The sequence below is a fragment of the Bacillota bacterium genome (assembly GCA_012727955.1).
GTDB lineage: Bacteria > Bacillota > Limnochordia > DTU087 > JAAYGB01 > JAAYGB01.
The window spans coordinates 90,793-113,383 of sequence record JAAYGB010000047.1; the positions used below are offsets into that span (position 1 = coordinate 90,793).

At 54.1% G+C, this 22,591-nt stretch carries 21 protein-coding genes; 12 read left to right on the forward strand and 9 right to left on the reverse strand.

Annotation, left to right across the window (positions count from 1 at the left end):
* Window positions 1-228: 228 nt before the first annotated feature.
* The 3 genes from GX030_08610 to GX030_08620 all read right to left on the reverse strand — a co-directional run bounded on the left by GX030_08610 (window position 229) and on the right by GX030_08620 (window position 3,267).
* Entirely contained in the window at window positions 229-1,410 is a 1,182-nt protein-coding gene (locus GX030_08610; protein NLV92435.1) for a glycine C-acetyltransferase, read from the reverse strand.
* 72 nt (window positions 1,411-1,482) lie between these two features.
* The gene (gene tdh, locus GX030_08615) at window positions 1,483-2,526 is read right to left on the reverse strand and encodes an L-threonine 3-dehydrogenase (protein ID NLV92436.1); all 1,044 of its coding nucleotides are present in this window, start codon (window positions 2,524-2,526) and stop codon (window positions 1,483-1,485) included.
* 45 nt (window positions 2,527-2,571) lie between these two features.
* Window positions 2,572-3,267 (reverse strand): GntR family transcriptional regulator, encoded by a 696-nt coding sequence (locus GX030_08620; protein NLV92437.1) that lies wholly within the window; start codon window positions 3,265-3,267, stop codon window positions 2,572-2,574.
* A 212-nt stretch (window positions 3,268-3,479) separates the two neighbouring features.
* Here GX030_08620 and GX030_08625 point away from each other — a divergent pair, with 212 nt between their 5' ends.
* The 9 genes from GX030_08625 (at window position 3,480) to tkt (ending at window position 13,550) form a co-directional block, all read left to right on the forward strand.
* Entirely contained in the window at window positions 3,480-4,385 is a 906-nt protein-coding gene (locus GX030_08625; protein ID NLV92438.1) for an LCP family protein, read from the forward strand.
* A 120-nt stretch (window positions 4,386-4,505) separates the two neighbouring features.
* A complete protein-coding gene (locus tag GX030_08630) occupies window positions 4,506-6,185 on the forward strand; it encodes a spore germination protein (GenBank protein NLV92439.1) in 1,680 nt (559 codons plus the stop codon).
* Window positions 6,176-7,429, forward strand: coding sequence for a Ger(x)C family spore germination protein (locus GX030_08635; GenBank protein NLV92440.1), 1,254 nt, complete (start codon window positions 6,176-6,178; stop codon window positions 7,427-7,429). Before GX030_08630 ends, GX030_08635 begins: the two co-directional genes overlap by 10 nt.
* Window positions 7,430-7,463: 34 nt before the next feature.
* Complete coding sequence (locus tag GX030_08640) at window positions 7,464-8,564, forward strand: endospore germination permease (GenBank protein ID NLV92441.1); 1,101 nt, start codon at window positions 7,464-7,466, stop codon at window positions 8,562-8,564.
* Complete coding sequence (locus GX030_08645; GenBank protein NLV92442.1) at window positions 8,561-8,815, forward strand: hypothetical protein; 255 nt, start codon at window positions 8,561-8,563, stop codon at window positions 8,813-8,815. Before GX030_08640 ends, GX030_08645 begins: the two co-directional genes overlap by 4 nt.
* Window positions 8,816-8,861: 46 nt before the next feature.
* Window positions 8,862-9,500 (forward strand): GerAB/ArcD/ProY family transporter, encoded by a 639-nt coding sequence (locus tag GX030_08650; GenBank protein NLV92443.1) that lies wholly within the window; start codon window positions 8,862-8,864, stop codon window positions 9,498-9,500.
* A complete protein-coding gene (locus GX030_08655) occupies window positions 9,445-9,966 on the forward strand; it encodes a GerAB/ArcD/ProY family transporter (protein NLV92444.1) in 522 nt (173 codons plus the stop codon). The genes GX030_08650 and GX030_08655 overlap by 56 nt, the downstream gene beginning before the upstream one ends.
* 81 nt (window positions 9,967-10,047) lie before the next feature.
* Complete coding sequence (locus tag GX030_08660) at window positions 10,048-11,451, forward strand: M48 family metalloprotease (GenBank protein ID NLV92445.1); 1,404 nt, start codon at window positions 10,048-10,050, stop codon at window positions 11,449-11,451.
* Window positions 11,452-11,573: 122 nt separating this feature from the next.
* Complete coding sequence (tkt, locus tag GX030_08665; GenBank protein ID NLV92446.1) at window positions 11,574-13,550, forward strand: transketolase; 1,977 nt, start codon at window positions 11,574-11,576, stop codon at window positions 13,548-13,550.
* 78 nt (window positions 13,551-13,628) lie between these two features.
* Here the strand turns inward: tkt and GX030_08670 are convergent, their stop codons facing one another.
* The gene (locus GX030_08670; GenBank protein ID NLV92447.1) at window positions 13,629-15,278 is read right to left on the reverse strand and encodes a radical SAM protein; all 1,650 of its coding nucleotides are present in this window, start codon (window positions 15,276-15,278) and stop codon (window positions 13,629-13,631) included.
* Between the two features lie 307 nt (window positions 15,279-15,585).
* On the opposite strand from GX030_08670, the gene GX030_08675 reads away from it, so the two are divergent.
* The 3 genes from GX030_08675 (at window position 15,586) to GX030_08685 (ending at window position 18,584) form a co-directional block, all read left to right on the forward strand.
* Entirely contained in the window at window positions 15,586-16,518 is a 933-nt protein-coding gene (locus GX030_08675) for a Gfo/Idh/MocA family oxidoreductase (protein NLV92448.1), read from the forward strand.
* A 72-nt stretch (window positions 16,519-16,590) separates the two neighbouring features.
* Window positions 16,591-17,814: an anaerobic sulfatase maturase gene (locus GX030_08680; GenBank protein ID NLV92449.1), complete on the forward strand. Its 1,224-nt coding sequence runs from the start codon at window positions 16,591-16,593 to the stop codon at window positions 17,812-17,814.
* A 17-nt stretch (window positions 17,815-17,831) separates the two neighbouring features.
* Window positions 17,832-18,584 (forward strand): alpha/beta fold hydrolase, encoded by a 753-nt coding sequence (locus GX030_08685; GenBank protein NLV92450.1) that lies wholly within the window; start codon window positions 17,832-17,834, stop codon window positions 18,582-18,584.
* 89 nt (window positions 18,585-18,673) lie between these two features.
* On the opposite strand, the gene GX030_08690 is transcribed toward GX030_08685, so the two are convergent.
* The 5 genes from GX030_08690 to GX030_08710 are packed head-to-tail and all read right to left on the reverse strand — an operon-like array spanning window position 18,674 to window position 22,569.
* Window positions 18,674-19,498, reverse strand: coding sequence for an RnfABCDGE type electron transport complex subunit B (locus tag GX030_08690; protein ID NLV92451.1), 825 nt, complete (start codon window positions 19,496-19,498; stop codon window positions 18,674-18,676).
* 53 nt (window positions 19,499-19,551) lie between these two features.
* The gene (gene rsxA, locus GX030_08695) at window positions 19,552-20,133 is read right to left on the reverse strand and encodes an electron transport complex subunit RsxA (protein ID NLV92452.1); all 582 of its coding nucleotides are present in this window, start codon (window positions 20,131-20,133) and stop codon (window positions 19,552-19,554) included.
* 25 nt (window positions 20,134-20,158) lie between these two features.
* A complete protein-coding gene (locus tag GX030_08700; protein NLV92453.1) occupies window positions 20,159-20,812 on the reverse strand; it encodes an electron transport complex subunit E in 654 nt (217 codons plus the stop codon).
* Window position 20,813: 1 nt separating this feature from the next.
* Complete coding sequence (locus tag GX030_08705; GenBank protein NLV92454.1) at window positions 20,814-21,380, reverse strand: RnfABCDGE type electron transport complex subunit G; 567 nt, start codon at window positions 21,378-21,380, stop codon at window positions 20,814-20,816.
* Window positions 21,373-22,569, reverse strand: coding sequence for an RnfABCDGE type electron transport complex subunit D (locus tag GX030_08710; GenBank protein ID NLV92455.1), 1,197 nt, complete (start codon window positions 22,567-22,569; stop codon window positions 21,373-21,375). Before GX030_08710 ends, GX030_08705 begins: the two co-directional genes overlap by 8 nt.
* Between the last annotated feature and the right edge of the window lie 22 nt (window positions 22,570-22,591).

A 22,591-nucleotide genomic window follows, 5' to 3' on the forward strand; every position in this document is an offset into this window, starting at 1 on the left:
GATCGCCCAAGGGCCTTCGCCCTGGGGCAAGATGGAATGAGCCAATGAGATCGCCACCACCATCGAGCCGATGGCGATGAACGGTAGCTTCCTAATAACCAGCCTGATGATCAGCTGTGACTAGGAGTTGGGCACGGAACCCACACAACTCATTATACCAGGTTTAGATGGAAACAGGAGGGCTAGCGGCGAATTTCCCGCCGAAGCCCTCCTGCAACAAAAGGAAATCTACTTAATAACTCCTAACTCTTTGCCAACTTCAGTGAAAGCCTGAATACCAAAGTCTAGGTCCTCTCGGCTGTGGGCCGCGGAGACCATTACTCGGATACGGGCCAAGCCCCGGGGAACGGTGGGGAAGCCAATGGCTTGGGCAAAAACCTGTTTTTCCGCGAGTTTTTGGCTGAACTGCCGAGCGACTCCGGCATCTCCCAGGATCACAGGGGTAATGGGAGTCTGGCTCTGCCCGATATCGAATCCTAGATCCTCTAGAGCAGCCTTGAAGTAACGGCCGTTATCCCACAGTTTTGTCACCAGTTCGTCGCTTTCCGACAAGGTTCTCACGGCAGCGACACAGGCCGCGACATCGGCGGGGGTCACTGCTGAGCTAAAGAGGAAGGGGCGAGCCTTCTGGGCCAGATACTCGATCAATTCCTCCGATCCCGCTACAAAGCCGCCGACAACTCCCATGGCCTTGGATAGGGTTCCTACTTCGACATCAACTTGCCCGTGAAGATTGAAGTGATCGACGATACCTCGACCATTGGAACCCAATACACCCTCCCCATGGGCATCGTCTACCACGGTGATGGCTCCATATTTCTTGGCCAGTTCAACGATCTCCGGTAGGGGAGCAATGTCGCCATCCATGCTGAAGACGCCGTCGGTGATAATTAACCGTCTTCCCTCAACGGGTTCCTGCAGCCTTTCCTCGAGACTGGCCATATCGGCGTGCTCGTAAACCTTAATCGTTGCCCGGCTGAGGCGACAACCATCGATGATACTGGCGTGGTTGAGGCTATCACTGTAGATAGTATCGCCCTTACCGACCAAGGCGGGGATTACTGCTAGATTAGCGGCAAAGCCCGATTGGAAGGACAGGACTGCCGGAACCTTCTTGAATTTGGCCAGCTCCCTCTCCAGCTCTTTGTGGAGCTCCATGGTACCGGCGATACTACGCACCGCACCGGGACCGACGCCGTAGCGGTCGATGGCTTCCTTAGCGGCCATACGCAGCCGGCGATCCGCCGCTAACCCCAGGTAGTTATTGGAGCAAAAGTTGAGCATTTTGGTTCCATTTACCGTTACCCATGCTCCTTGGGGACTGTCCAAAGTCTGGATTGTATTGTACAGATTTTCGCTCCGAAGTCGCTCTAATTCATCCTTGATAAAGGACAATGGTTGACTCAGCATGTACTTCTCTCCCATCCTTAGTGATTCTTAGCCACAGTTGGCCCTGTCAGCTCCTGGTTTCGAGGTATCAGCCTAGGCATCCTTCAGCTTGTCACCGTCGGGGTACAGCAATACTTTGCCGGTGGCGCCGGAATTCATCAGCTCCATAGCCTTGTCGACTTCATCGAAGGTAAAGCGGTGGGTGATGATGCTGGAGACATCCAATCCCGCTGCCAAAGCTGCTTCCATATCATACCAGGTGTCATACATGCGCCGGCCGTTGATTCCGGTGATGGTAATCTGGTTAAAGATGATTTCGTCAAGATTCAGTTCCACCGGTCGGGAGAAGATGCCCAACAGGGAAGCCGTTGCACCCTTGCGCAAGGCGGCAATTCCACTGGCCAAAGCTGCCGTAGAACCCGACATTTCAATCAAGGCATCGGCTCCGAGACCAGTGTGGTCCTTTACAAACTCTTCGACGTTGTCCTCTAGGGGGTTAATTACCCAATCGGCACCTGCCTCTTTGGCAAGGTTCAGGCGATAGGGATTAATGTCCGTGGCAAAGATCTGCTTGGCGCCTGCTTGTTTGGCCACCGCGACGGTGAAGAGCCCAATGGGACCGCACCCTGTTATCAAAACGTTCTGCCCCGTCAACTTGTGGGGAGAAGCTGCGTGGAAGGCATTGCCCAAGGGATCGTGGATCGCTCCGATGGCCGGGTCGCTGCCCTCCGGTAAAACCCAGACGTTGCTGGCGTCGATGGCCGCGTACTCGGCGAAAATCCCATCGGTATCAACGCCAAGGATTTTGACATCGTCGCAGATGTGTCCCTGTCCCGTCCGACAGTAATAGCAGGTGTTGCAAACGAAGTGGCCCTCCGCGGTCACCAATTGCCCCAGCTCCAGCCCCTTGACATTACTTCCCAACTGGACGATTCGTCCGGCAAATTCATGACCGATGGTTACCGGGGGCTTGATGCGGTTCTGGGACCATTGATCCCAGTTGTAAATGTGGAGGTCGGTCCCACAGATAGAAGCGACCTCAATTTTCACCAGGACTTGATCATCGCGAATTTCTGGAATTGGCACTTCGACCAGTTCCAGACCGGGCCCGGCAGTAGTCTTTCTCAGCGCTTTCATATTCTTCACCTCAAATTCAAAGAAATTTGCTTTGGGTTGACAATCCTAGTAGATTTCGGTGTTCAATTGGTGCTGGTATCCAGCCATTTGCATCATGGCAGCGTGCATTCTCTCAATATGTTTACGCATGATCGCCTGCGCCCGGTCGCCATCACCGTCTTCGATGGCTTGAAGGATATCGAGATGCTCCCGATGCATGACTTTGGCGGCTTCCGGGGAGTGCATGACGTAATTCAGATAAGCCCGGCTGCAAAGGGGGTCAACGGCAGTAGATATCATGTGCACCAGTCGCTTATTCCCGGTGGTCTCCACCAGTTTACGATGGAACTCCCGCTCCAAATCGTAGAACCTGCGGATGTCTCCCGTTTCAACGGCCTTGCCCACTTCCTCCAGGTGTTGTCGCAGGCGGCTGACATCTTCATAGGTAGCCTGATGGGCCAGCTTCTTGGCCACATACCCCTCCAGGACCCGGCGGATCTCTGTTACTTCAATGGCATCGGTATAGTCGTCGGGCTTAACCAGAGCGCCTACCTTGGGAACCAGCTGAATTAGCTGTTCCTGCTCCAAGCGCTTCAGTGCGTCCCGGACCGGCGAGCGACTGACGTTATAGCGGCGGGCTAAATCGTTTTGACTTAACACAGTGCTGGGAGGGATTACCCCCAATAGAATTTCTTCCTTTAGTTCTCGGTAGATGGCGTCGGAACGATTCTCCGTTGTGCCTTCGGTGCCGGCTTTCTTCAATGCTCCTCACCCTCTTTCACCCGCTCAGCCCCCATTGATAATATGCGGGTTTTGCACCGCTGAAGACCTGCTTGTATACAAGTTAGACATTAATTCCCTAACTCCTTGCCGGGGCAGCTTCCAGGGGGAAATTTCCTCCCAGGGTATTAGGGGCTAATTCCCAGCGTATATATACTTGATAGCACTTAGAACCCGAGGTAGGTGAGAGAGGTGTGCGCTGCTTTCGGCCCTATCTATTTGGCGTGATCAATTTGCGGCGGTTGAGGCTGTGGGTCTGGGTGGCTTTGTTTGTCACCTTGATTCTGCTTTCCATCTCCTTGGCCAGGCATTTGCAGCCTGCTACCGGAAGCCACACCGAATGGAACATTGTTGCCTATGGCATCGATCCCGATCCCGGCCAATGGGAGGGAAAACTCCCCTTTGCCCAAACAAAATTAAAGGATGTAAGGGCCAGAGCCGATGCCATTTTGTTGATCAAAGTTGACATCAGCCAAGATACCGTTCGAGTGGTTCAGGTGCCTCGGGATTCCCTGGTCCTGACAGAACTGGGTTGGCAGAAGATTAACTGGCCGTTATTTGCAGGGGGCCACAAGTATGCGCAGGAGATGTTATTTCGTTTGGTTCCCCATCGCTTTGATAAGACTGTTATGGTCTCCTATGAAGGTCTCCAGGCCATCATCGATGCCATGGGTGGGGTGACAATTGAGGTGATGGAGGAGTTGGTCACCCCCAAGGGAAGCGTCTGGTTGTCCAAGGGGGTTCACAACTTAACGGGTAAGGAGGCCTTTCAATTTGTTCGTCATCGCTATAAAGACCCCCTCGGGGATTTGGGACGGATGCAGCGCCAGAAGCAATTGCTCGATGCCGTTCGACAAAAGGCGCTATCGCTGTCGCCCAGTGCCTACTATGAAGTGCTGAAGGTGGGGGTGGGAGCGGTGAAGACCGATCTGTCGCTGCGGGACATCGTGATTTTGGGGGAGTACTTTCTCACTGTCCGGCCCCAGGTGAAGTTCATGACCCTACCGGGGGAGGCCCGGCCTCCCGAATGGCACTACTATCCCAATCAGAAGGCCATTCTCGAAAAGGTTATACCCTTCATTAATGGGACTGATTCATAGCCCTTGCCGCTAACTGGCAGGGGTTTCATTTTTCCCTTGCTTGGGATTGTCCTGCATATTCAGGAACAAAAGGGAGCAACGTAACAATGAATTGTGCCATGGGTGAAGGATGTGGTTATTGTGAGTTGGCGATGGCCCGGTTTTGGCAAGCAGGCTCCGAAACCACCGGGCTCCCAGAGGAGGGCCGGAAAGCGCCGGGACTCCGACTCGGCTCAGGAGGAGCGGAAGCCGGAGATCAGGGAGTTCTTTGGGCATTACCGAGAGAAGCTGACGGAAGCCGGTCCCCTATCCCGTCGTCTCGACGATAACCTACAACGGGTGAAGACTGAATTCAGTGATTGGTCGGATCTTGTCGTCCGGAAAACCACTGTTGGCGAGCGGCAGATTCGGGTGGCTGTCTGTTACGTTGCTTCCATCGTGGACTCCAAGTCAATCGCCCAGAGTATCCTGTGGCCCCTGGGGGAAGACAGCCGCGAGTTGGGGGAAACCGCCTACTATTCCCCTGGAGCCACTTTAACGCGCATCAAGGGTATGGGAGTTTCCATCGGCGATCTCGCCGACGTCAAAGATTTTGAAACTCTAGCCATGGCAGTACTTACTGGCAAGTGTGTAATCCTCGTCGATGGGATTAGCCAAGCCGTTGCCGCGGACGTTCGCCAACCTCCCAGCCGAAATGTCACCGAGCCCTCTGCGGAAACCATTATTCGGGGTTCCCGGAAGGCTTTCACCGAGAGCATAGAGACAAACATCGGCCTGATTAGAAAGCGGCTTAAAACGCCGGACCTCAAGTTGAAGACGATGGAAGTGGGGCGGCGCAGCAAGACTAAGATTGCCTTGATGTATCTAGAAGGGGTGGTTAATCCCGGTCTTGTCGAGGAGGTAGTTAAGCGGATCAACGGTATTGATATCGACGTCATCTTGGAAAGCGGGTATATCGAGCAGTTTATTGAGGACAACTGGCTGTCCCCCTTTCCCCAGTGCGAGGCCACGGAGCGTCCTGACATGATAGTGGCGGCCATTGCCCAGGGAAAGGTGGTGCTTCTGACCGATGGTAGTCCCATGGTTTTGGAGATTCCTTCTACGTTAAATAATCTCATGCACAGTCCTGAGGATATTTACCAGCGGTGGATGGTGGCCTCAACGGTCCGTTTTCTCCGGTTCGTGGCAACCCTGATCTCCTTGACGCTGCCGTCCTTTTATATCGCTCTAACCTCTTACCATCCGGAAATGCTGCCCACAGAGCTGGCCCTGACCATAGGTGCGGCGAGACAAGGGGTGCCCTTTCCTTCCTTTGTGGAGGCCTTCATCATGGAGTTAGCCCTTGAACTATTACGGGAGGCGGGAATTCGCCTTCCCGCGCCTATGGGTCAGACGGTAGGTATTGTCGGTGGTTTGGTGGTAGGAGAGGCTGCGGTTCGAGCGGGACTAGTTAGTCCGGCGATGGTGGTAGTGGTGGCCACCACTGCTATCGCCAGCTTCGCCATTCCCAACTATGGAGCCTCCATCGCCTCTCGCTTGAATCGGTTCTGGCTGATGATCTGTACGACCGTCCTCGGGTTGTACGGCTTCATGTTGGGATTACTGGTGGTTCTCAGTCATCTATCGGGGCTGAAAACCTTTGGTGTCAGCTACATGTCACCCTTTGCACCTTTGAGCCTCTCGGCTCTGCGGGATACTATCGTGCGGCTTCCCCTGTTTACCCTTCGGCGTCGGGCCAGCTATCTAAGACCAGTGGACACCACAACCATGGATAAAGTCAGGGATGATCCTACCAAGCGAGGCGGAAGTGAATGGGGTTAAAAGGTATAAGAAAAGCCGTTGGTCTGTTGCTGGTATTTAGCTGTTTATTTAGCATGTCCGGTTGTTGGGATCGAACGGAGATCGAGGAACTTGCCTTTGCTTTAGGGGTTGCCGTGGATTTTCCCAAGGAGACAAAATCTAAGGATATCGAAGAGGCGCCGGTGAAGAAGGTTAACCCCAATATTGATGCGCCGGATATTGCCGTCAGTCCCGGGGAAAGGGAGGGCACCGTCTCCTTGGTTCCCGTCGAATATCTGATCACCGTAGAACTTCCAAATTTGAGGGCTTTGAGCAGCGGGCAAAGTGGGACCGCTGCCGGCGGAGGCTCAAAGCCCCGCCGGTTGGCCAGTGTGGTAGCCGCTAGTATGCAGCGAGCGGTGACGGCACTGTCGGAGCGGGTGTATCGCCCCCTGTTCTTCGGTCACCAGCGGGTCCTGATTATCGGCGAGGAAGTAGCCCGTCATGGAATCAAACCGATTATCGACTACTTCCTTCGCAACCTTCGCATTAACCCCAGGATGCGTTTCATGATCAGTAAAGGTGAGGCTAAGAAAGTTTTAGACATTGAGCCACAAATGGATCCCTTGACCTCCCGGTATCTGTTCAAGTTACTGCAGAATGCTCCCAACCATTCCTTTGGGGTGGATTCTAACTTGCTGGAGCTGACCAATCAGCTGATGGTCTCCGGCGACGCGGTGGTCAGTAGGGTAACTGCCGGTAAAGATGATGCGACAGTGGGTGGATCGGCGGTAATTCGCGACTGGAAGTTAGTCGGTTGGCTCGGGGAAGTGGAAACCCAGGGTTTCTGTTTAGCCAAAGGCTTGGCTCGCCAGGGTACCATCGGTGTTCCCATTCCCGACTATCCCAGCGAGGAGTTGGCCTACTACTATCGCAACGCCAAGTCCAAGATTGTGCCCATCGTGACCGAGGAGGAGGTCTCCTTCCAGATCCTTGTCGATTTGCGGGGCGGGATTACCCAGGAGACCGGTTATTTGGCTTTGAGCAAGGAACAGTTGGAATGGGCGGAAAGGGCCTTGGCGGCAGAGGTTTCCCGTCGCGTTAAGGCCGGGATTGATAAACTTCAGGAGTTTAAGGTCGATGCCTGTGAGTTCGGGCGGGCGGTGGAGCGGGCCAACTACCACCTATGGGAGACGAAGTATCGATCCCAGTGGGAAGAGATTTACCCCCACGTCAACGTGGAGGTGAATTCCGTCGTAACTATCCTATCCAGTGGAGTATTGTAGCTTGAATTAGGTAAGGCGAGGTGGCAAGTCCGGTATGGTAGAAGACAACGATCGTATTGGTGGCTTGGGGTTAGCCTTCCTCTTGGCAGCCGGGCTTGTTGAGGCTGGTACCTTAAAACTTCCCAGTCAGTTGGCCGCGTCGGTGGGAAGAGATAGTTGGCTGGTACCTCCGGTACTTGTGGTGGCCTGCTTCATTTCCCTCGCCTTCTTTTATTGGTTGGGCCGAAGGTTTCCTGAGGAGTCGGTGTTTGAATACAGTCCTCGCCTGATTGGCCGGATTCCTGCCCAATTACTAGCCCTGGTACTGAACCTCTACTGGCTCCTTCTGGTAGGAAGAATGCTCCGGGATTTCTCCGATACGATGCGGCTATCCCTGGTGGAATTTACTCCCGCAGAGATTGTCTGTGCTACCCTTTTGTTGGCGGCGGCATATTTAGCCCGCATGGGGCTCGAGCCCTTGACCCGAGGCGCCTTTGTGATCGTGCTTTTCACTACTCCCCTCATTGTGCTAATGTCCTTGGTGATTTTGGTCAATGCCAATTTCGGCAACCTGTGGCCCATCTTGACCAAAGGAATTTGGCCGGTGCTCAAGGAGGGCTTCTTGACTTCAGGAAGCGCAGAACAACTCAGTGCCCTATTTGTCCTCGTCCCCTTTCTTACTCATCCCCGGAAAACTTTACCAGCGGGAAGTCTAGCCCTAGGAACCATGCTGGTCGCTGATTGGCTGGTGGTGACTGGCACACAGACGGTGTTCAGCATACCTCACCTGGCCGAATTGCGAATTCCTATCCTGCCGGCCATTCAGTCGGTGGAGCTTCCGGTGATGTTTCTAGAAAGGCTGAGCTCCGTTTTCATCGCCGCTTGGATTGCTCGGGCCTTTATCACCATTGCCTTCACCCTGTGGTTAGCGGCAACGGGTCTAAAGCTGTGGACCGGCAGTGACACTCACCAAGTATATGTTTTTCCCCTGCTCCCGGTGATTTTCGTCATCGCCTTCTTACCGCTGACAATGGAAGCCCAGGCTGTGTTTGCGGACTTTCTCACCATCGTCGGGTTCTATCTGCAGATGCTGCTGCCCCCTCTGCTGTTACTGGTGGCAGCGGTGCGGGGACAGGGTAAGGCTCAGGGAGGGTGATGGTAACGGTGTTCTTGGCACAAACCGGTGGTAAGGGAATTGCTCAGGATCTTTATCAGTGGTCGGTGGAGTTCGTCAATCTGCCCCTGGCGGGCTTTGTGGTGTTCATCGGGCTGGCGATCCTACTTCTGGATCGGACCGACCTCAAGAAGAAGCAGAAGCACAAGGATGCGAAGATTAGTACGGTGTTGGGTATTGCCTACGTTGTTGGGGGATTGATCTTAGGAATCTGGCTCCTGATTTCCAGTTAGGTGCATGGGTCTTGGTATCTCCAGACCCAGGGGAGGAGGGGTGGTAGTGCTTGCAGACCGGGATCGAATCGGGGGGCTGGGCCTAGCCTTTCTCTTGGCAGCGGGGATGATTGAGGTAGGCGTCCTCAAATTGCCTCGGGTTCTGGCTGCCAAATTCGGTAGGGATTTGTGGCTGCTCCCACCGCTATTGCTGGTTACTTCTCTGATCTCCCTGGCGGTTTTCTGCTGGTTAGGAAGGAGATTTCCCCGAGAAACGGTATTTGAGTATGCTCCGCGCCTGGTGGGGAAGATCGGTGGACACATCCTTTCCTTAACTTTGGTTTTATTTTGGATTCTATGCGCGGCGAGAATGGTGCGGGAGTTTTCCGATTCCATACTGATGTCTTTAGTCCTCCTGACGCCCCGGGAAGTGGTCCTGATTGCAATGCTTCTGGCGACGGCTTACCTAGCGCGGATGGGTCTTGAGCCCCTTTGTCGAGCGGCGATTATTATCGTGCTTCTTACTATACCTATCGAAGTCTTCTTAACCGTGCTCACCTTAGTTGAGGCGGATTTCAGCCGACTCTGGCCGGTTCTCACCCAAGGGGTGGGGAAGGTGCTCAAGGGGGGGCGTACTGGCGCTGGGGCAAGTGGAGCAGTTGTCTGCCTTCTTTGTGCTTTTTCCCTTTCTCACCAGTCCCGATAAATCCTGGCGGGCAGGCAGTCTTGCCCTGGTCAGCGTGATCGGCTTCCTGTGGATGACTTCGGTTTCAGCCCAGCTGATCTTCGATATCCCTCTTCTAGTGAGCCTGAGAATTCCAGCATTGATGGCGATTCAGTCGGTGGAATTGCCCTTGCTGTTCCTAGAGAGACTAAGTTCTGTCTATATGGCTACTTGGATTGCCCAGGCCTTTGTTACCATTGCCCTTACCCTGTGGCTGGCCGCGGCTGGCCTTAGCTACTGGACCAAGACACAAGGTCATCAGGTCTATGTCTTTCCTCTGCTGCCGCTGGTGTACCTGCTGGCTACGATACCAACAACCTTTGAGGACGGGGATCAACTGGCCGAGTGGCTGAGCATCGCTGGGGCCTATCTGCAGATAGTGCTCCCGGCGGTGTTACTGCTCATCGCCATTCTTCGCAAAGAGGGAGAATCTGCCGGCTCCAAGTAATTGCCCCCAGCGCAGGAAGTGGCGGGAAGGAAGGCTAATATTCCCCATAGTATCTTCGGCAAATGTGGGGAGAGGGTTCTGATGGTGGGCAAAAGATTACGCTGGGTGGTTGTAGCCTGGGTCCTTTTCCTGGCGGGGATCCTTTTGACGGGATGCAGTCGGGGGCCTGTGTATACTACTGTAGCTGGGATGGTAGTGGATTCTACGGGCGTCCCGATGGCCAATGCCGCGATTTTCATCGGCGACGTGGCGGGAACCAGCAATTCTTCTGGACGCTTTTCCCTCACTCAGGTTCGCAGTGACGCCACCGAGGCTATCGTGATCCAGCCGGGAAGGCAGCCAGAGATCATCCCCGTGGCTTTAGCTCCAGATCCTCAGCAAATTACCCTAACAGTTTCCGGGCAGCCTCGCCGGGCCCGCTCCGGCGCCATGGTAGATTTCATTGTTTTGCTGCCCTCTTTGTGGGACACCGACCTGGATCATCCCTGGAATTTCACCTACTTGAGCCAAGCTGAGGTGGCCCGGGAGGCTAAAGCTTTACTGGGGATTCAGGATCTGAGGACGGTAGTGGACTATTTGACCCTACAGGAGCTGGGGCTAGTCTGTGATGCTTTGAAAACCAAAAACCTGGTTTGGATCAGCGATGAGCTGAAGCATCGGGTGCAGGTATATAACCGGGACCGGGAGGAAGTCCAGGATATTCCCTTTACCCAAATTAGCTCCACGGGGCGGGATGGACGTCGATCGGTCCGGGCCATTGGAGAGACCCTGGCAGCCTGGCTGGGTGAAGGGCCGCAACCGCAGCAGAAGCCAAGTCCTGCAGAACGGGATGAGGCCACCTTAGCCAAGGGAGCTCGGGAGTATATCGAAAATCGCTACAAAGTCACTTACCACGGGCCTGAGGTGGAAAGGATCAAGGGGGTGGCGGCACCGATTTTCGCCAATTCCGAGCGGCCAACGCTATCCTTTACCCTGGGTATTCTGGAGACCAAGGAGTACAACGCATTGGCATTGCCCGGCGGTTATATCTATATCACTCGGCCCCTATTGAACTTGATGGAAACGGAATCGGAATTGGCAGCGGTAATTGCCCATGAAACGGCACACATTACCCATATGCATGCTGTGGATAACTACCGTCGCCAGTTGGTGACGGTGCTGGCCACAGTGTTTCTCACGGTGGCCACCGGTGACGCTCAGGGCTCCGTGGATCTAGTGAACTTCTTTGAACAGTTTATTGCCGAAGGGTACAGTAAGAGTCAGGAGTATGATGCTGACGCCACGGGATTTCGGTATCTGATCAAAGCCGGTTACGATCCCGACGCTATGGCTAGTATGTTGGAGAAACTCTTGGCCCTGGAGCTAAAGTTTAATGGACGAGAGGTGTACAGCCGTACCCACCCGGCCACATCGGATCGGATCAGAGCCATCAACAACCACAGGGAGAGAATGGGGTATTATCGGTTATTGGGACAATATCTATAAATTAGCTCCCTTCTTTCCGTCAAGGAGGAAATTCGGGAGGATCTGGTAGAGGCAAGGGCCAATCAAGATGTTAGAAGAGTAAGTAGGTCGAATACCGACGCTGATAAGGAGGTCACAGCACTTTGCTTAAGACTATTGCAAACACTGTCAGGGGCTTGTCGGCCGATGGTGTTGAAAGGGCTAATTCTGGCCATCCGGGGATGCCCTTAGGAACCGCTGATATCGGGGCGGTTCTCTTTGGAGAAGTGATGAATTACGATCCGACGCAACCGGAGTGGCCCAATCGAGATCGATTTGTTTTGTCCGCAGGACATGGCTCCATGTTCATTTATTCTTTCCTCCATCTGGCGGGCTATGATTTGCCCATGGAGGAGCTGAAGCGTTTTCGCCAGTTGGGGTCAAGGACTCCCGGCCACCCGGAATATGGCATTACTCCTGGGGTGGAGACAACCACCGGCCCCTTGGGTCAGGGAATCGGCAACGCCGTAGGAATGGCTTTGGCGGAAAGGATTTTAGCCCATCGGTATAATCGTCCGGGGTATGAAATTGTCGATCATTACACCTATGCCCTGTGCGGCGACGGTGACTTGATGGAGGGCGTTGCTCAAGAGGCTTCGTCTCTAGCGGGACATCTGGGCCTGGGTAAGCTGATAGTCCTCTATGACTCTAACCAAATCTCCATCGAAGGCGGCACCGATTTGGCCTTCGGTGAAGATGTGGGGATGAGGTATGAAGCCTATGGTTGGCATGTACAAAGGATCAACGGCCATGACTTTACGGAGATTCGTGAGGCCATTGAGGCAGCTCAGGCGGAAAAGGAACGCCCCAGCTTGATTATTGCCCGGACCAGAATCGGATACGGCAGCCCCAAGGAAAATAGTGAAGAGTCCCACGGTGCTCCTTTGGGCCCGGAGGGTGTCAAGGCTCTGAAGGAAAAGCTGGGACTACCTCAAGAGGAATTCTACGTTCCCCAAGAGGTCTACGATTATTTTGCTCAGGTGCGGGAGAAACAGATCAATCGCCGGCAGGAATGGGAAAGCCTCTTTGCCCAATGGTCCCAGGAGTTCCCTGAGCTGCGACAGCAGTGGGACGCCGCCCAGAACTGGGCTCTGCCCGAGGATATTGCTGAGGTGCTGCCGCGGTTTGAAGTGGGCCAGAGTATCGCCACCCGGTCTGCCAGCGGTGAGGTACTTCAGAAGCTGGCCGATGCCCTACCTTACCTAGTAGGAGGTTCCGCGGACTTGGCCCCCTCCACCAAGACTTACCTCGAGGGGAAGGGCTCCGTTGCTCCTGGTGATTTTTCCGGGAGAAACCTGCACTTTGGAGTTAGGGAACATGGGATGGGTGCTATCCTCAATGGAATGAGTCTGTACGGGGGATTGCGGGTCTTTGGCGCCACCTTCCTGGTCTTCTCCGATTACATGCGGCCAGCCATTAGACTGTCGGGCTTGATGAACCAACCGGTAGTCTATGTTCTGACCCATGATTCCATCTGGCTGGGCGAGGACGGACCGACCCATCAGGCCATCGAGCACACAGAATCCCTGCGGATTATCCCCAATGTGACGGTATTTCGACCTGCCGATGCCCAGGAGACCAGGGCAGCCTGGCTGGCCAGCCTGCGCAGCACCAAGGGTCCATCGGTATTGGCTCTAACTCGCCAGAACGTCCCGGTATTTCCCAAACCCGAGGGTGAGGATATCGATGAGTTGGTGGCCAAGGGCGGATATATCGCCAAGGAAGCCGAGGGTGACCCTGCGCTCGTAGTGGTGGCCACGGGTAGTGAAGTGACACTGACCCTAGAGGGACTAGCCTCTTTGCCGGATCAGGGCAAGTCCGTTCGGGTGGTATCGATGCCCTGTCGGGAGTTGTTCCTGGCGCAGCCCCAAGAGTATCAAGACGCGGTGTTGGGAAGTGCCCCGCGTTTGATGGTGGAAGCAGGAGTGGGTTCGGGCTGGGCTCAATTGGCCCGTCCCGGTGATAGGATTCTCTCCATCGATCGCTTTGGCGAAAGCGGCCCTGCTGAAGAGGTGGCTGCGGCCTTTGGAATTGACGCCAAGGGTATCGCCGCTAAGGTGAAGGAGTGTCTCCAGGCCTAAGGGATCTCAGAGGGAAAACCAATAGTCCAAGGATGAAAGAAAAGGGCACCGCAACAGCGGTGCCCTTTGGCATATTTGTTACTCAAAGGTAATCCAGGGAAGCAGTGGTCCCCAATCGAAGTCTCGGCCCAAAATGGCCTCCAATTCCGCGGGACCGGCGATGGGCTGGGCCAAAAATACCTGGGTAGCCCGCTTCCGGCCCATTCCCGGCAGGGCCTCGAGTTGCGCCACACTGGCCCGATTGATGTTGAAGGGGGTAGGTAATGCGGTGATGGAGCGATATCCGTGATCAATTACCCGCACCGTGAGGATCTCCCCCAGGGCATATTCTCCGGGAACTCCTACCAAGATGGGATAGCTGCCCAGTTGTCGACCGAAGCTGACCTTGCCCCGAACTTCCTCAATAATGACGCCCTCCAGGACTGTGCCCCAGGGAAATACCCGTTGGAGCATCGGGCGGTTAATCTCCTTGTTGATTTTGTCCTTGTAGGCTTGAAAGCGATGTTGGGGAACCTTGCTCCCCCGGTAGTTGCCATGGGGCAACACCTGGCGAATGTTAATACGTCGGACCATCAGGCCGGAATCCAGCAGTCGCAGGAGCCACTGGTAATTGAGCTCCATCGTTTCCTTGGTCTCCCCCAGCAGTCCGTGAATCAGATTAATCCCCGGTAGTAGTTTGGGGATGCCTCCTTCTCGCCATCCTCCAAATTCATTCATTAATCGCACTGCCTCGAAGGTTTCCTCCGGTGAGGTTTCTACCAAATTAGCCGCCAGAACCTTGGGATCCGCGGATTCCAAGCCAAAGGCAGCTACGTCTCCAGCGGTGTTGTAGGCGGCGATGGTGGAGATGGCCTTAGCCGCTACATCGGGTTGCCGCATCAGCGTTGCTGGGTTGGCATTGTCCATGTGCAACAGCTTCAGTTCGGGAGCAGCTTCTCGCACCCCTTGATACAACTCCTCGATAGCACTGGCATTGATCAAGAGTTCCTTGCCCCTGCGATGGGCGTTATACAAGAACAGATCCGTTTGGCATCCTAGTCGGAAGTAGCGGTTGCCCAAGCGGTAGAGCTCCGCTACCTCGGCTACAATATCGGTAACGGGACGGGTGTAGTGAACTCTTTTCCTGGCTTCAGTACAAAAGGCACAGTTATGGGCCCGGGGACATCCCCGATAGGTTTCCAGTTCACAAACCACATAGGGGTAGTTAGGGTGTTTGGTGGTTAAGGCAGCACCCAGCACTGCCCAGCGATTAATGGCGGAAGCCCACTGGTTCCCATCGGTGTCTATAGGGACACTGCCGCCGGTAAAGTGGGCGAAAATCGAGGTCGCGGCAATTTCGTCACACACTATGTCCGCTGAAGGCAGATCTTCGCCGGTAAGCACTATGGGTCCACCTAAGATCAGTGGGCCTGAGGTGGTCAGCTCCCTAATCTGGCCTATCTCCCGGGAAGAAATTGGTCTGCCCCCCAGATAACGCCCCGGTACCGTGGCCCCAGCGATAATGATTACTTCATCCATCCTCCCGAGAATCTCCGCGGCCAGCTCCCAGTTGCTTCGTACCTGGTCGATGGTTCGGTAGAGAATCTGGTCCGGTGTCAATCCGGCATCCAGCAGGGCCCCGTAGACGTAGCGGATTTGTGGTGAAATATATGGCGGTACTCCCAAGCATGAGGGCTCATCAAGATAGCCATCGATGAGAGCAACCTGTCTTAGATTCGAATTTAGCATCGGTAAATCCACCTTTAAGTAGGGTGATCAATCCTATCCCTACCCCAGTGTCGACAGGTTCATTCTGTCGTCGATCCCTTCTTGATGGGCTACTGCAGTTCCTGCCAAGGCTGAAGGACCAGTTTCCAGGAAAAAATAGAAAGCCAGAGAAGATAGATACAGAGTAAACAGAATTGTATCGGGAAGTGAGGAGATTATCTCAGTTCAAAGTTTCCTTAACTGAATGCAGTTCCTCCTTGGAAACCGCAGATAGCTTGAGTTGTAGTCGAGGTAGCCAATTAAACCAACTTTGTGGGAGGAGATAACGTTGACCAGACCGAGGATTGGCATTGTTGGATTGGGGAGTATGGGAGAAAAGCATGTCAAGACCTGTGTCGAGGACCGCACCGATATAGATGTCCTGGGATGTACCGTGGGTCGACGACGGATGGAATATATGATGACTAAATGGGGGATTCCCGTTGTCCTCGATTACCGGGAACTGGTAGGGAAGATCGATGGGGTAATAGTGGCGGTGCCTACGGAACTTCATAGTGAAGTAGCCGGGTGGTTTTTGCGTCATCGCATCCCTGTATTGGTGGAAAAGCCCATCGCAGATACACTAGAGTCTGCTCGGGAGTTAGTGGAGCTGGCCCAGGAGCATGATACCCCCTTGCAGGTAGGGCATGTTGAACGGTTTAACCCTGCCTGGAGAGCCGCCCGTCGCTGGTGGCAGGATCAGGTATCGGGGCCACCGGATCGGATCGAGGCCCTTCGTTTAAGTCCTCCTCCCCAAAGGGATCTGGGCGTGGGAGTCATTCTGGATATGATGATTCATGACCTGGACCTAATCCTCAGCATCCTGCCGGAGCAACCGGCCATCCCGTGGGTGGAAACCCTCACCCTCGATGAAAGCAAAGAAGAAGACTTGTGTATTGCTCGGCTGCAGTGGCCCGGTGCCGTCGCCTCCGTTACCGCTGCCCGCATCGCCTATCGACGGGTGCGTCAGTTAAAGGTCTCCCAGGGTTCCATTACGATGAAAGTGGATCTCTTGGATCCCAGGGTTACCGTTACCCGGGACGGAGAATCCTGGGAGGAATTGGTGGTAGAATCAGGATGGCCCCTGGAGTATCAGCTGGAGGAGTTTCTCCAGGTCATAGCGGGAGGTCCTTGCCAAGTCTCCGGTGCCGAGGCGCTGAAATCCCTGGAATTAGCCTATGCCATTACGGAGCAGGGAGCCAAGATCACTAAGGGGAATTAATCCACTAGAGATCTTGGCCGGTGGCCTTGGGAAAGGGATGACAGATTGCAGCTGAACCAACCGTTTCATATCATGGTCAAGCCAATAGGGCCGGTATGTAATTTGGCCTGCGAATATTGTTTTTACCTGGGAAAGGAGGCGTTGTTTCCCCAGGTAGAGGATTTCCAGATGACCGATGGGGTGTTGGCGGAATACGTCAAACAGTATATTACCAGCCAGCCGGGGCCCGTTGTTCCCTTTGCGTGGCAGGGGGGAGAGCCAACTTTATTGGGAATCGAGTTTTTCCAACGGGTCCTGGAACTGCAGGCCCGCTACTTACCCGCGGGATGGCAGGTAGAAAATGCCTTCCAGACCAACGGCATTTTGTTGGACGAGGAATGGTGTCGCCTCTTTCGGGAACACAACTTTCTCGTAGGCTTAAGCGTTGACGGCCCGGCAGAGCTACACGATATCTACCGCAGGGACAAGGGCGGAAACCCCACTCACAGCCGTGTGCTTCGAAGTATGCACTTATTACAGGAACAGAGGGTCGACTTTAATGTTCTCTGCTCCGTCAACAACGTTAACTCCCAGCATCCGGAAAGGGTCTATAATTTTTTCCGGGACGAGGGGGTAGAGTTTGTTCAGTTTATTCCCATAGTCGAACATTTGGGTGGCGGTCAGGTGACCCAGCGCAGTGTAGAACCGAGACAGTGGGGAAGTTTCCTCATCGGTGTGTTTAATCGCTGGCTGCAGGATGGTGTAGGGAAGATATTCATTCAAACCTTTGAAGAGTGTGCCTCGGTCTGGGCTGGCTTTGGGCCTCGCCTGTGTGTCTTTACTGAGACCTGTGGGCGAGCGATGGCGATGGAACACAACGGTAATCTATACTCCTGTGACCACTTTGTCTTTCCGGAGTACAAACTGGGTAACATACTGGAGACACCGATGGCGCAGCTGGTGGAGTCAGAGTTTCAGCGTCGCTTCGGTACCGACAAATCTGAGGCCCTGCCCCAGTACTGTCGGGACTGTGATGTTAGATTCATGTGTAATGGGGCCTGCCCCAAGGATCGATTTGCCGTTACTCCCACGGGAGAGCAGGGACTGAATTACCTCTGTGAGGGTTATAAACGGTTCTTTCACTATGTAGATCCCTATATGCGGACCTTGGCCCAGGCGATTCACGCCCGTAAGCGCCCGGAACAGATGCAGGAGGATCTATTGACTGTCCATAAACAAATATGGGATGTAGGCAGAAATGATCCTTGTCCCTGCGGCAGCGGGGCTAAATACAAGCGGTGTTGTCTGAAAGACTAATGGAGGGGGATGGTTGCATGGAGAAACCAGTTGTGATAAAGAATTTGGGCCAGCAGATGGTGGGCATGCTTCACCTGCCGGAAGGGGAGGGTCCCTTCCCGGCTGTGGCTTTGTACCATGGGTTTACCGGGACCAAGGTGGAGCCCCATCGGATCTTTGTGAAAATGGCCCGCAGGCTTAATGCTCTAGGTATTGCGGCGGTGCGCTTTGATTTTCGGGGCTCGGGAGACAGTGAGGGCGATTTTGCCGATATGACCGTCAGTGGTGAAATTTCCGATGGGATCAAGATCCTGGACTATCTGACGGAATTAGAAGCAGTGGACAGCCAGCGTCTCGGGGTCTTGGGGCTGAGCATGGGAGGGGCGGTGGCAGCTTGTGTAGCGGGACGGGATGACCGGGTCAAGTCAGTGGCCCTGTGGTCTGCTGTTGCTGACTTTGCCCTCTTTGCCCAAAACAAGGAGGCCCTGGCCAAGGCCAAGGAGCAGGGGTATGCCGACGTTGGCGGCAACGTTCTCAACTATGAATTCTACGAGGACGCCAGCAAACACGATCCCGCAGCGGCCATTGCTAAGTTCGCCGGGCCGGTACTCATTGTTCATGGCAGCGAAGACCCGACGGTACCCGTATCCCATGCCGACATCTTTGAGCAGGCTATTTCCGGCCAGAAGGAGAAGGTCATTCTCCTGGGAGCGGATCATACCTACAACCGGCGGGATTGGGAAGAGGAAGTGCTGGAAAGAACCGCCCAATGGTTCCAAAGGACTCTCTAGTCTCTGTGAAAAAAGCCCTGTATCAGGGCTTTTTTTGTGAAGCAAAAACCCGCCCGGTCAACGGGCGGGTTTTATTCAACCGACCAATCTTAGCTGGCAGCCTGGGTCTTCAGGTGAGCCAATCGGGCTTCAAACTCGATGGCCTTGGTGGGACACTTTTCGACACAGGCTCCGCAATCGATACATTTGTCATAATCCACGGCGGCTAGATTGTCGTTGACGGGAATGGCGTCCGCGGGACAAACTCGACTGCAGGCTCGGCAACCGATGCATCCTACGGTACAAACGGCACGCACATCTTTACCCTTGGCCAGAGACTTACACCGGACATGGACGGGTTTTTGGTCACTGACCAAGTCGATGATGCTGCGGGGACAGGCCTTGACACAGTTGCCGCACCCGGTGCAGGCCACGGGGTCCACCACCGGCAATCCGTTTTCTCCCATGTAGATCGCATCAAAGGGACAGGAGAAAACACAATCGCCAAGTCCCAGACAACCATACTCACAACCCTTGAAGCCACCGCCGAGAGCTTGAGCTGCACGGCAGGTTTGAACACCATTGTATTCTGCCCGAGTAAGGGCTTCCTGGTTCCCACCGTGGCACTGTACCTGGGCAATCATGCGGTTAGCATCATTTGCTTCAACTCCAAGAATCTTGGCTAGCTGGGCTCGCTGCTCTGCACTGGCCACCGGACATCCCGTTACATCGGCTTCTCCCTTGGCCAGAGCTTCGGCGAACTGCTGACAACCAGCTCGACCACAGCCACCACAGTTGGCCCCCGGAAGAGCCTCTACCAGCTGCTCTACCCTGGGATCAGTTTCGACGGCAAACTTCTTGGAAGCATAGGCTAGACCTAGGCCCAAAGCGCCCCCGAGCACCCCAGTGGTAATAATTGATGCAATTATGCTCATTATCGGTCCTCCTTATGAGTCCGCGTATTTTCCCTTCAATATATTCTATCGAGTTACATGGCAATGAGTCCCGAGAAGCCTGCAAAGGCCATGGACATGATACTGGCGATCAGCAGGGCAATCCCGGATCCCTCGAGAGCCTTAGGCACATCGGCAAAGCGCAATTCCGAGCGAATTCCCGCCATAATCAGCATCGCCAAGGTGAATCCTGCACCCGCTCCCAGACTAAAGACAACGGTTTGGATTAGGTTGTAGCCATTGGTCACTACCAAGATAGCCAGCCCCAAAATGGCGCAGTTGGTTGTGATCAATGGCAGGAAGATTCCTAGAGCCTGATATAAGGCCGGACTTGTCTTCTGCAGGAACATCTCTACCAATTGGACTAAGGCGGCAATCACCAGGATAAAGACCACGTTCTGCAAGAAGGGCAGATTAAAGGCATCGAGAATGAACCGCTGAATTAACCAGGTAGTGATACTGGCCATGGTCATTACGAAGGTGGTAGCCATCCCCATACCCAATGCCGTGTCCGTATCCTTAGAAACCCCAAGGAAGGGGCAAATGCCCAAGAAACGAGACAATACAAAGTTATTGACCAGGACGGAGCCGACGAACAACAATGCAAGTTCTCTCACCGCTAAACCTCCTTTACAATCGCTCCTACTGAGCTACAGTGGTACCAGATACAGCCTGCCTCTTTACCGCAGCGGTGCGGCGTTTCTCCAGGTAGGCAGTGAGCTGGTTCATTCCTCCGACCAAGATTCCCAGGGTTAAGAATCCGCCGGGAGGCATCAGGAAGATGAGCCAGGGAGTAAATCCGGAACCAAAGAGAGAGACTCCAAAGATGGTACCCATACCCAAGATCTCTCGAATGCTACCGAGGAAGGTGAGGGCCCAGGTAAATCCAATCCCCATTCCTGCGGCATCGGCGATGGCCAAGTGCACAGGAGCCTTGTTGGCATAGGCTTCGGCCCGACCGAGAATGATACAGTTAACCACGATCAAGGGAATAAATAGTCCCAAGACCTGATGGATCTCTGGAGCATTGGCTGCCAAAACCATGTCAACAACGGTAACGAAGGTAGCGATAATAACGGTATAGCAGGGAATCCGCACCTGACTGGGAATCACGTTCTTCAGCAAAGAAATCATCGCTGAGGAGCAGATCAACACAAAAGTCGTGGCCAATCCCATCGCCAACCCATTGGTGGCGCTGGTGGTAATGGCCAAGGTCGGGCACATTCCAATCAGCAAGCGGAAGGTGGGGTTCTCCTTCCACAGTCCCCGCAATAGGTCGCTCCAAAATTTAAGCATACTAATTCGCCTCCGTATCTACGCTAGCGATGGCTTCTCGAACAATCTTGATTACTGCGTCGGTCGAGACCGTCGCACCGGTAATCCCATCGATATCGTTTCCGCTTACGAAGGGATCGTCGAGGGATTTACCGATAAACTGATTGCGGAATCCAGCATCGGCAATTCGAGCTCCCAGTCCCGGAGTTTCTGATTGCTCCAGCACTGTCAATCCCGTAATCACTCGGCTATTGGGATCAATACCGACCATCAGTCGAATCGGACCTTCAAATCCCTTGGTGGAGTGCAGAACTGCATAGCCCATGAGAGCTTTTCCTTCGTCAAAGACTGGGAACACCCTCATACCCTCGGGAAGGGCTTGCCCACCGGTACCGGCAGGCAGGGCATCTGAGGTCGATTCGGTGAAACTGATGCCGCCCGGGACGACGGCGATTACAGCATCTCTCATTTGCTCTAACTGGCGCTGTACCAAAATCGCTTCCGTCATTTGATGGAAATAAGCTAGGGAAGCACCGGAGATAATGCAAACTACTGCCAGAGTAATAACCAAAGACATGGAGTTACGCACGGGCTTTCACCTCCCCAAAGAATTTGGGACGAGTAAATCTGTTGATCAGCGGAGTGAAGCCGTTCATTAACAGAATCGAGTATGAGACTCCTTCTGGATATCCTCCCCAGAGACGGATCACCATCAGGATTACACCACCACCGATGGCAAAGATCCAGCGGCCCTTGGTGGTCAGGGGAGTGGTTACCATATCGGTGGCCATAAAGAAGGCTCCCAACATCAAACCACCGGTCAAGAGATGAAAGAGTGGATCCTGCCCAAAGACCAGTGCAAAGACAATTACGGTACCTAGATAACCTACAGGAATTCTCCAGTCGATATAACCCTTGTAAATGAGGAAAAGTCCTCCCAAGAGAATAGCCAATGCCGATGTTTCGCCGAGACTACCGGGCATACGGCCAATGAACATATCCCATAGGCTGAGTTCATCCCTAATGGGTGTGCTGGAGGAGGCTGTAACTGCCGATCCGGAACTGACGCCATCCACGGTACCCGAGGTAGCTACATCCATTGTTCCGGAACTGTAGCTGTCTACGGTACCGGAAGTGGCTACGTCCATTGTTCCAGAGCTGTAGCTGTCTACGGTGCCAGAAGTAGCTACATCCATTGTTCCGGAGCTGTAGCTGTCTACGGTACCAGAAGTGGCTGCATCCATTGTTCCAGAGCTGTAGCTATCAACGGTACTGGAAGCGGCTACGTCCACCTTGAGCGCTGCCAGGGGTGTTGCAGTGGACAGTCCATCGATGGGCGTGGTCCAGGCAGTCATTGCCATTGGAAAGGCTGCCAAGAGAAATACACGGCCAACAAGAGCGGGGTTAAAGGGGTTATGCCCCAGTCCACCGAAAATCTGCTTTCCAATCGCGATGGCAAAGACCGTGCCCGCTACAGCCATCCAGACCGGTAGGGAAGGCGGCAAGTTGAAGGCCAACAATACCCCGGTAACCAGGGCACTACCGTCCCAGATGGTGATTGGTTTCCTGCGGATCTTCTGAAAGACATACTCTGTAACTAAAGCTGTGACGCTACAAGCAACAATGAGTAAAGCTGCTCGGAACCGAAAGAAGTAAATCGATGCCAAGGCTGCCGGTGCCATTGCCGCCAGCACGGTGTACATAATCCGGGGGATGGTCTCGCCGGAAGATATGTGGGGAGCTGGAGACAAGAGCAGCTTTGAGTCAGTGCGTTCCATTCTGTCCCTCTCCTTACTGAAA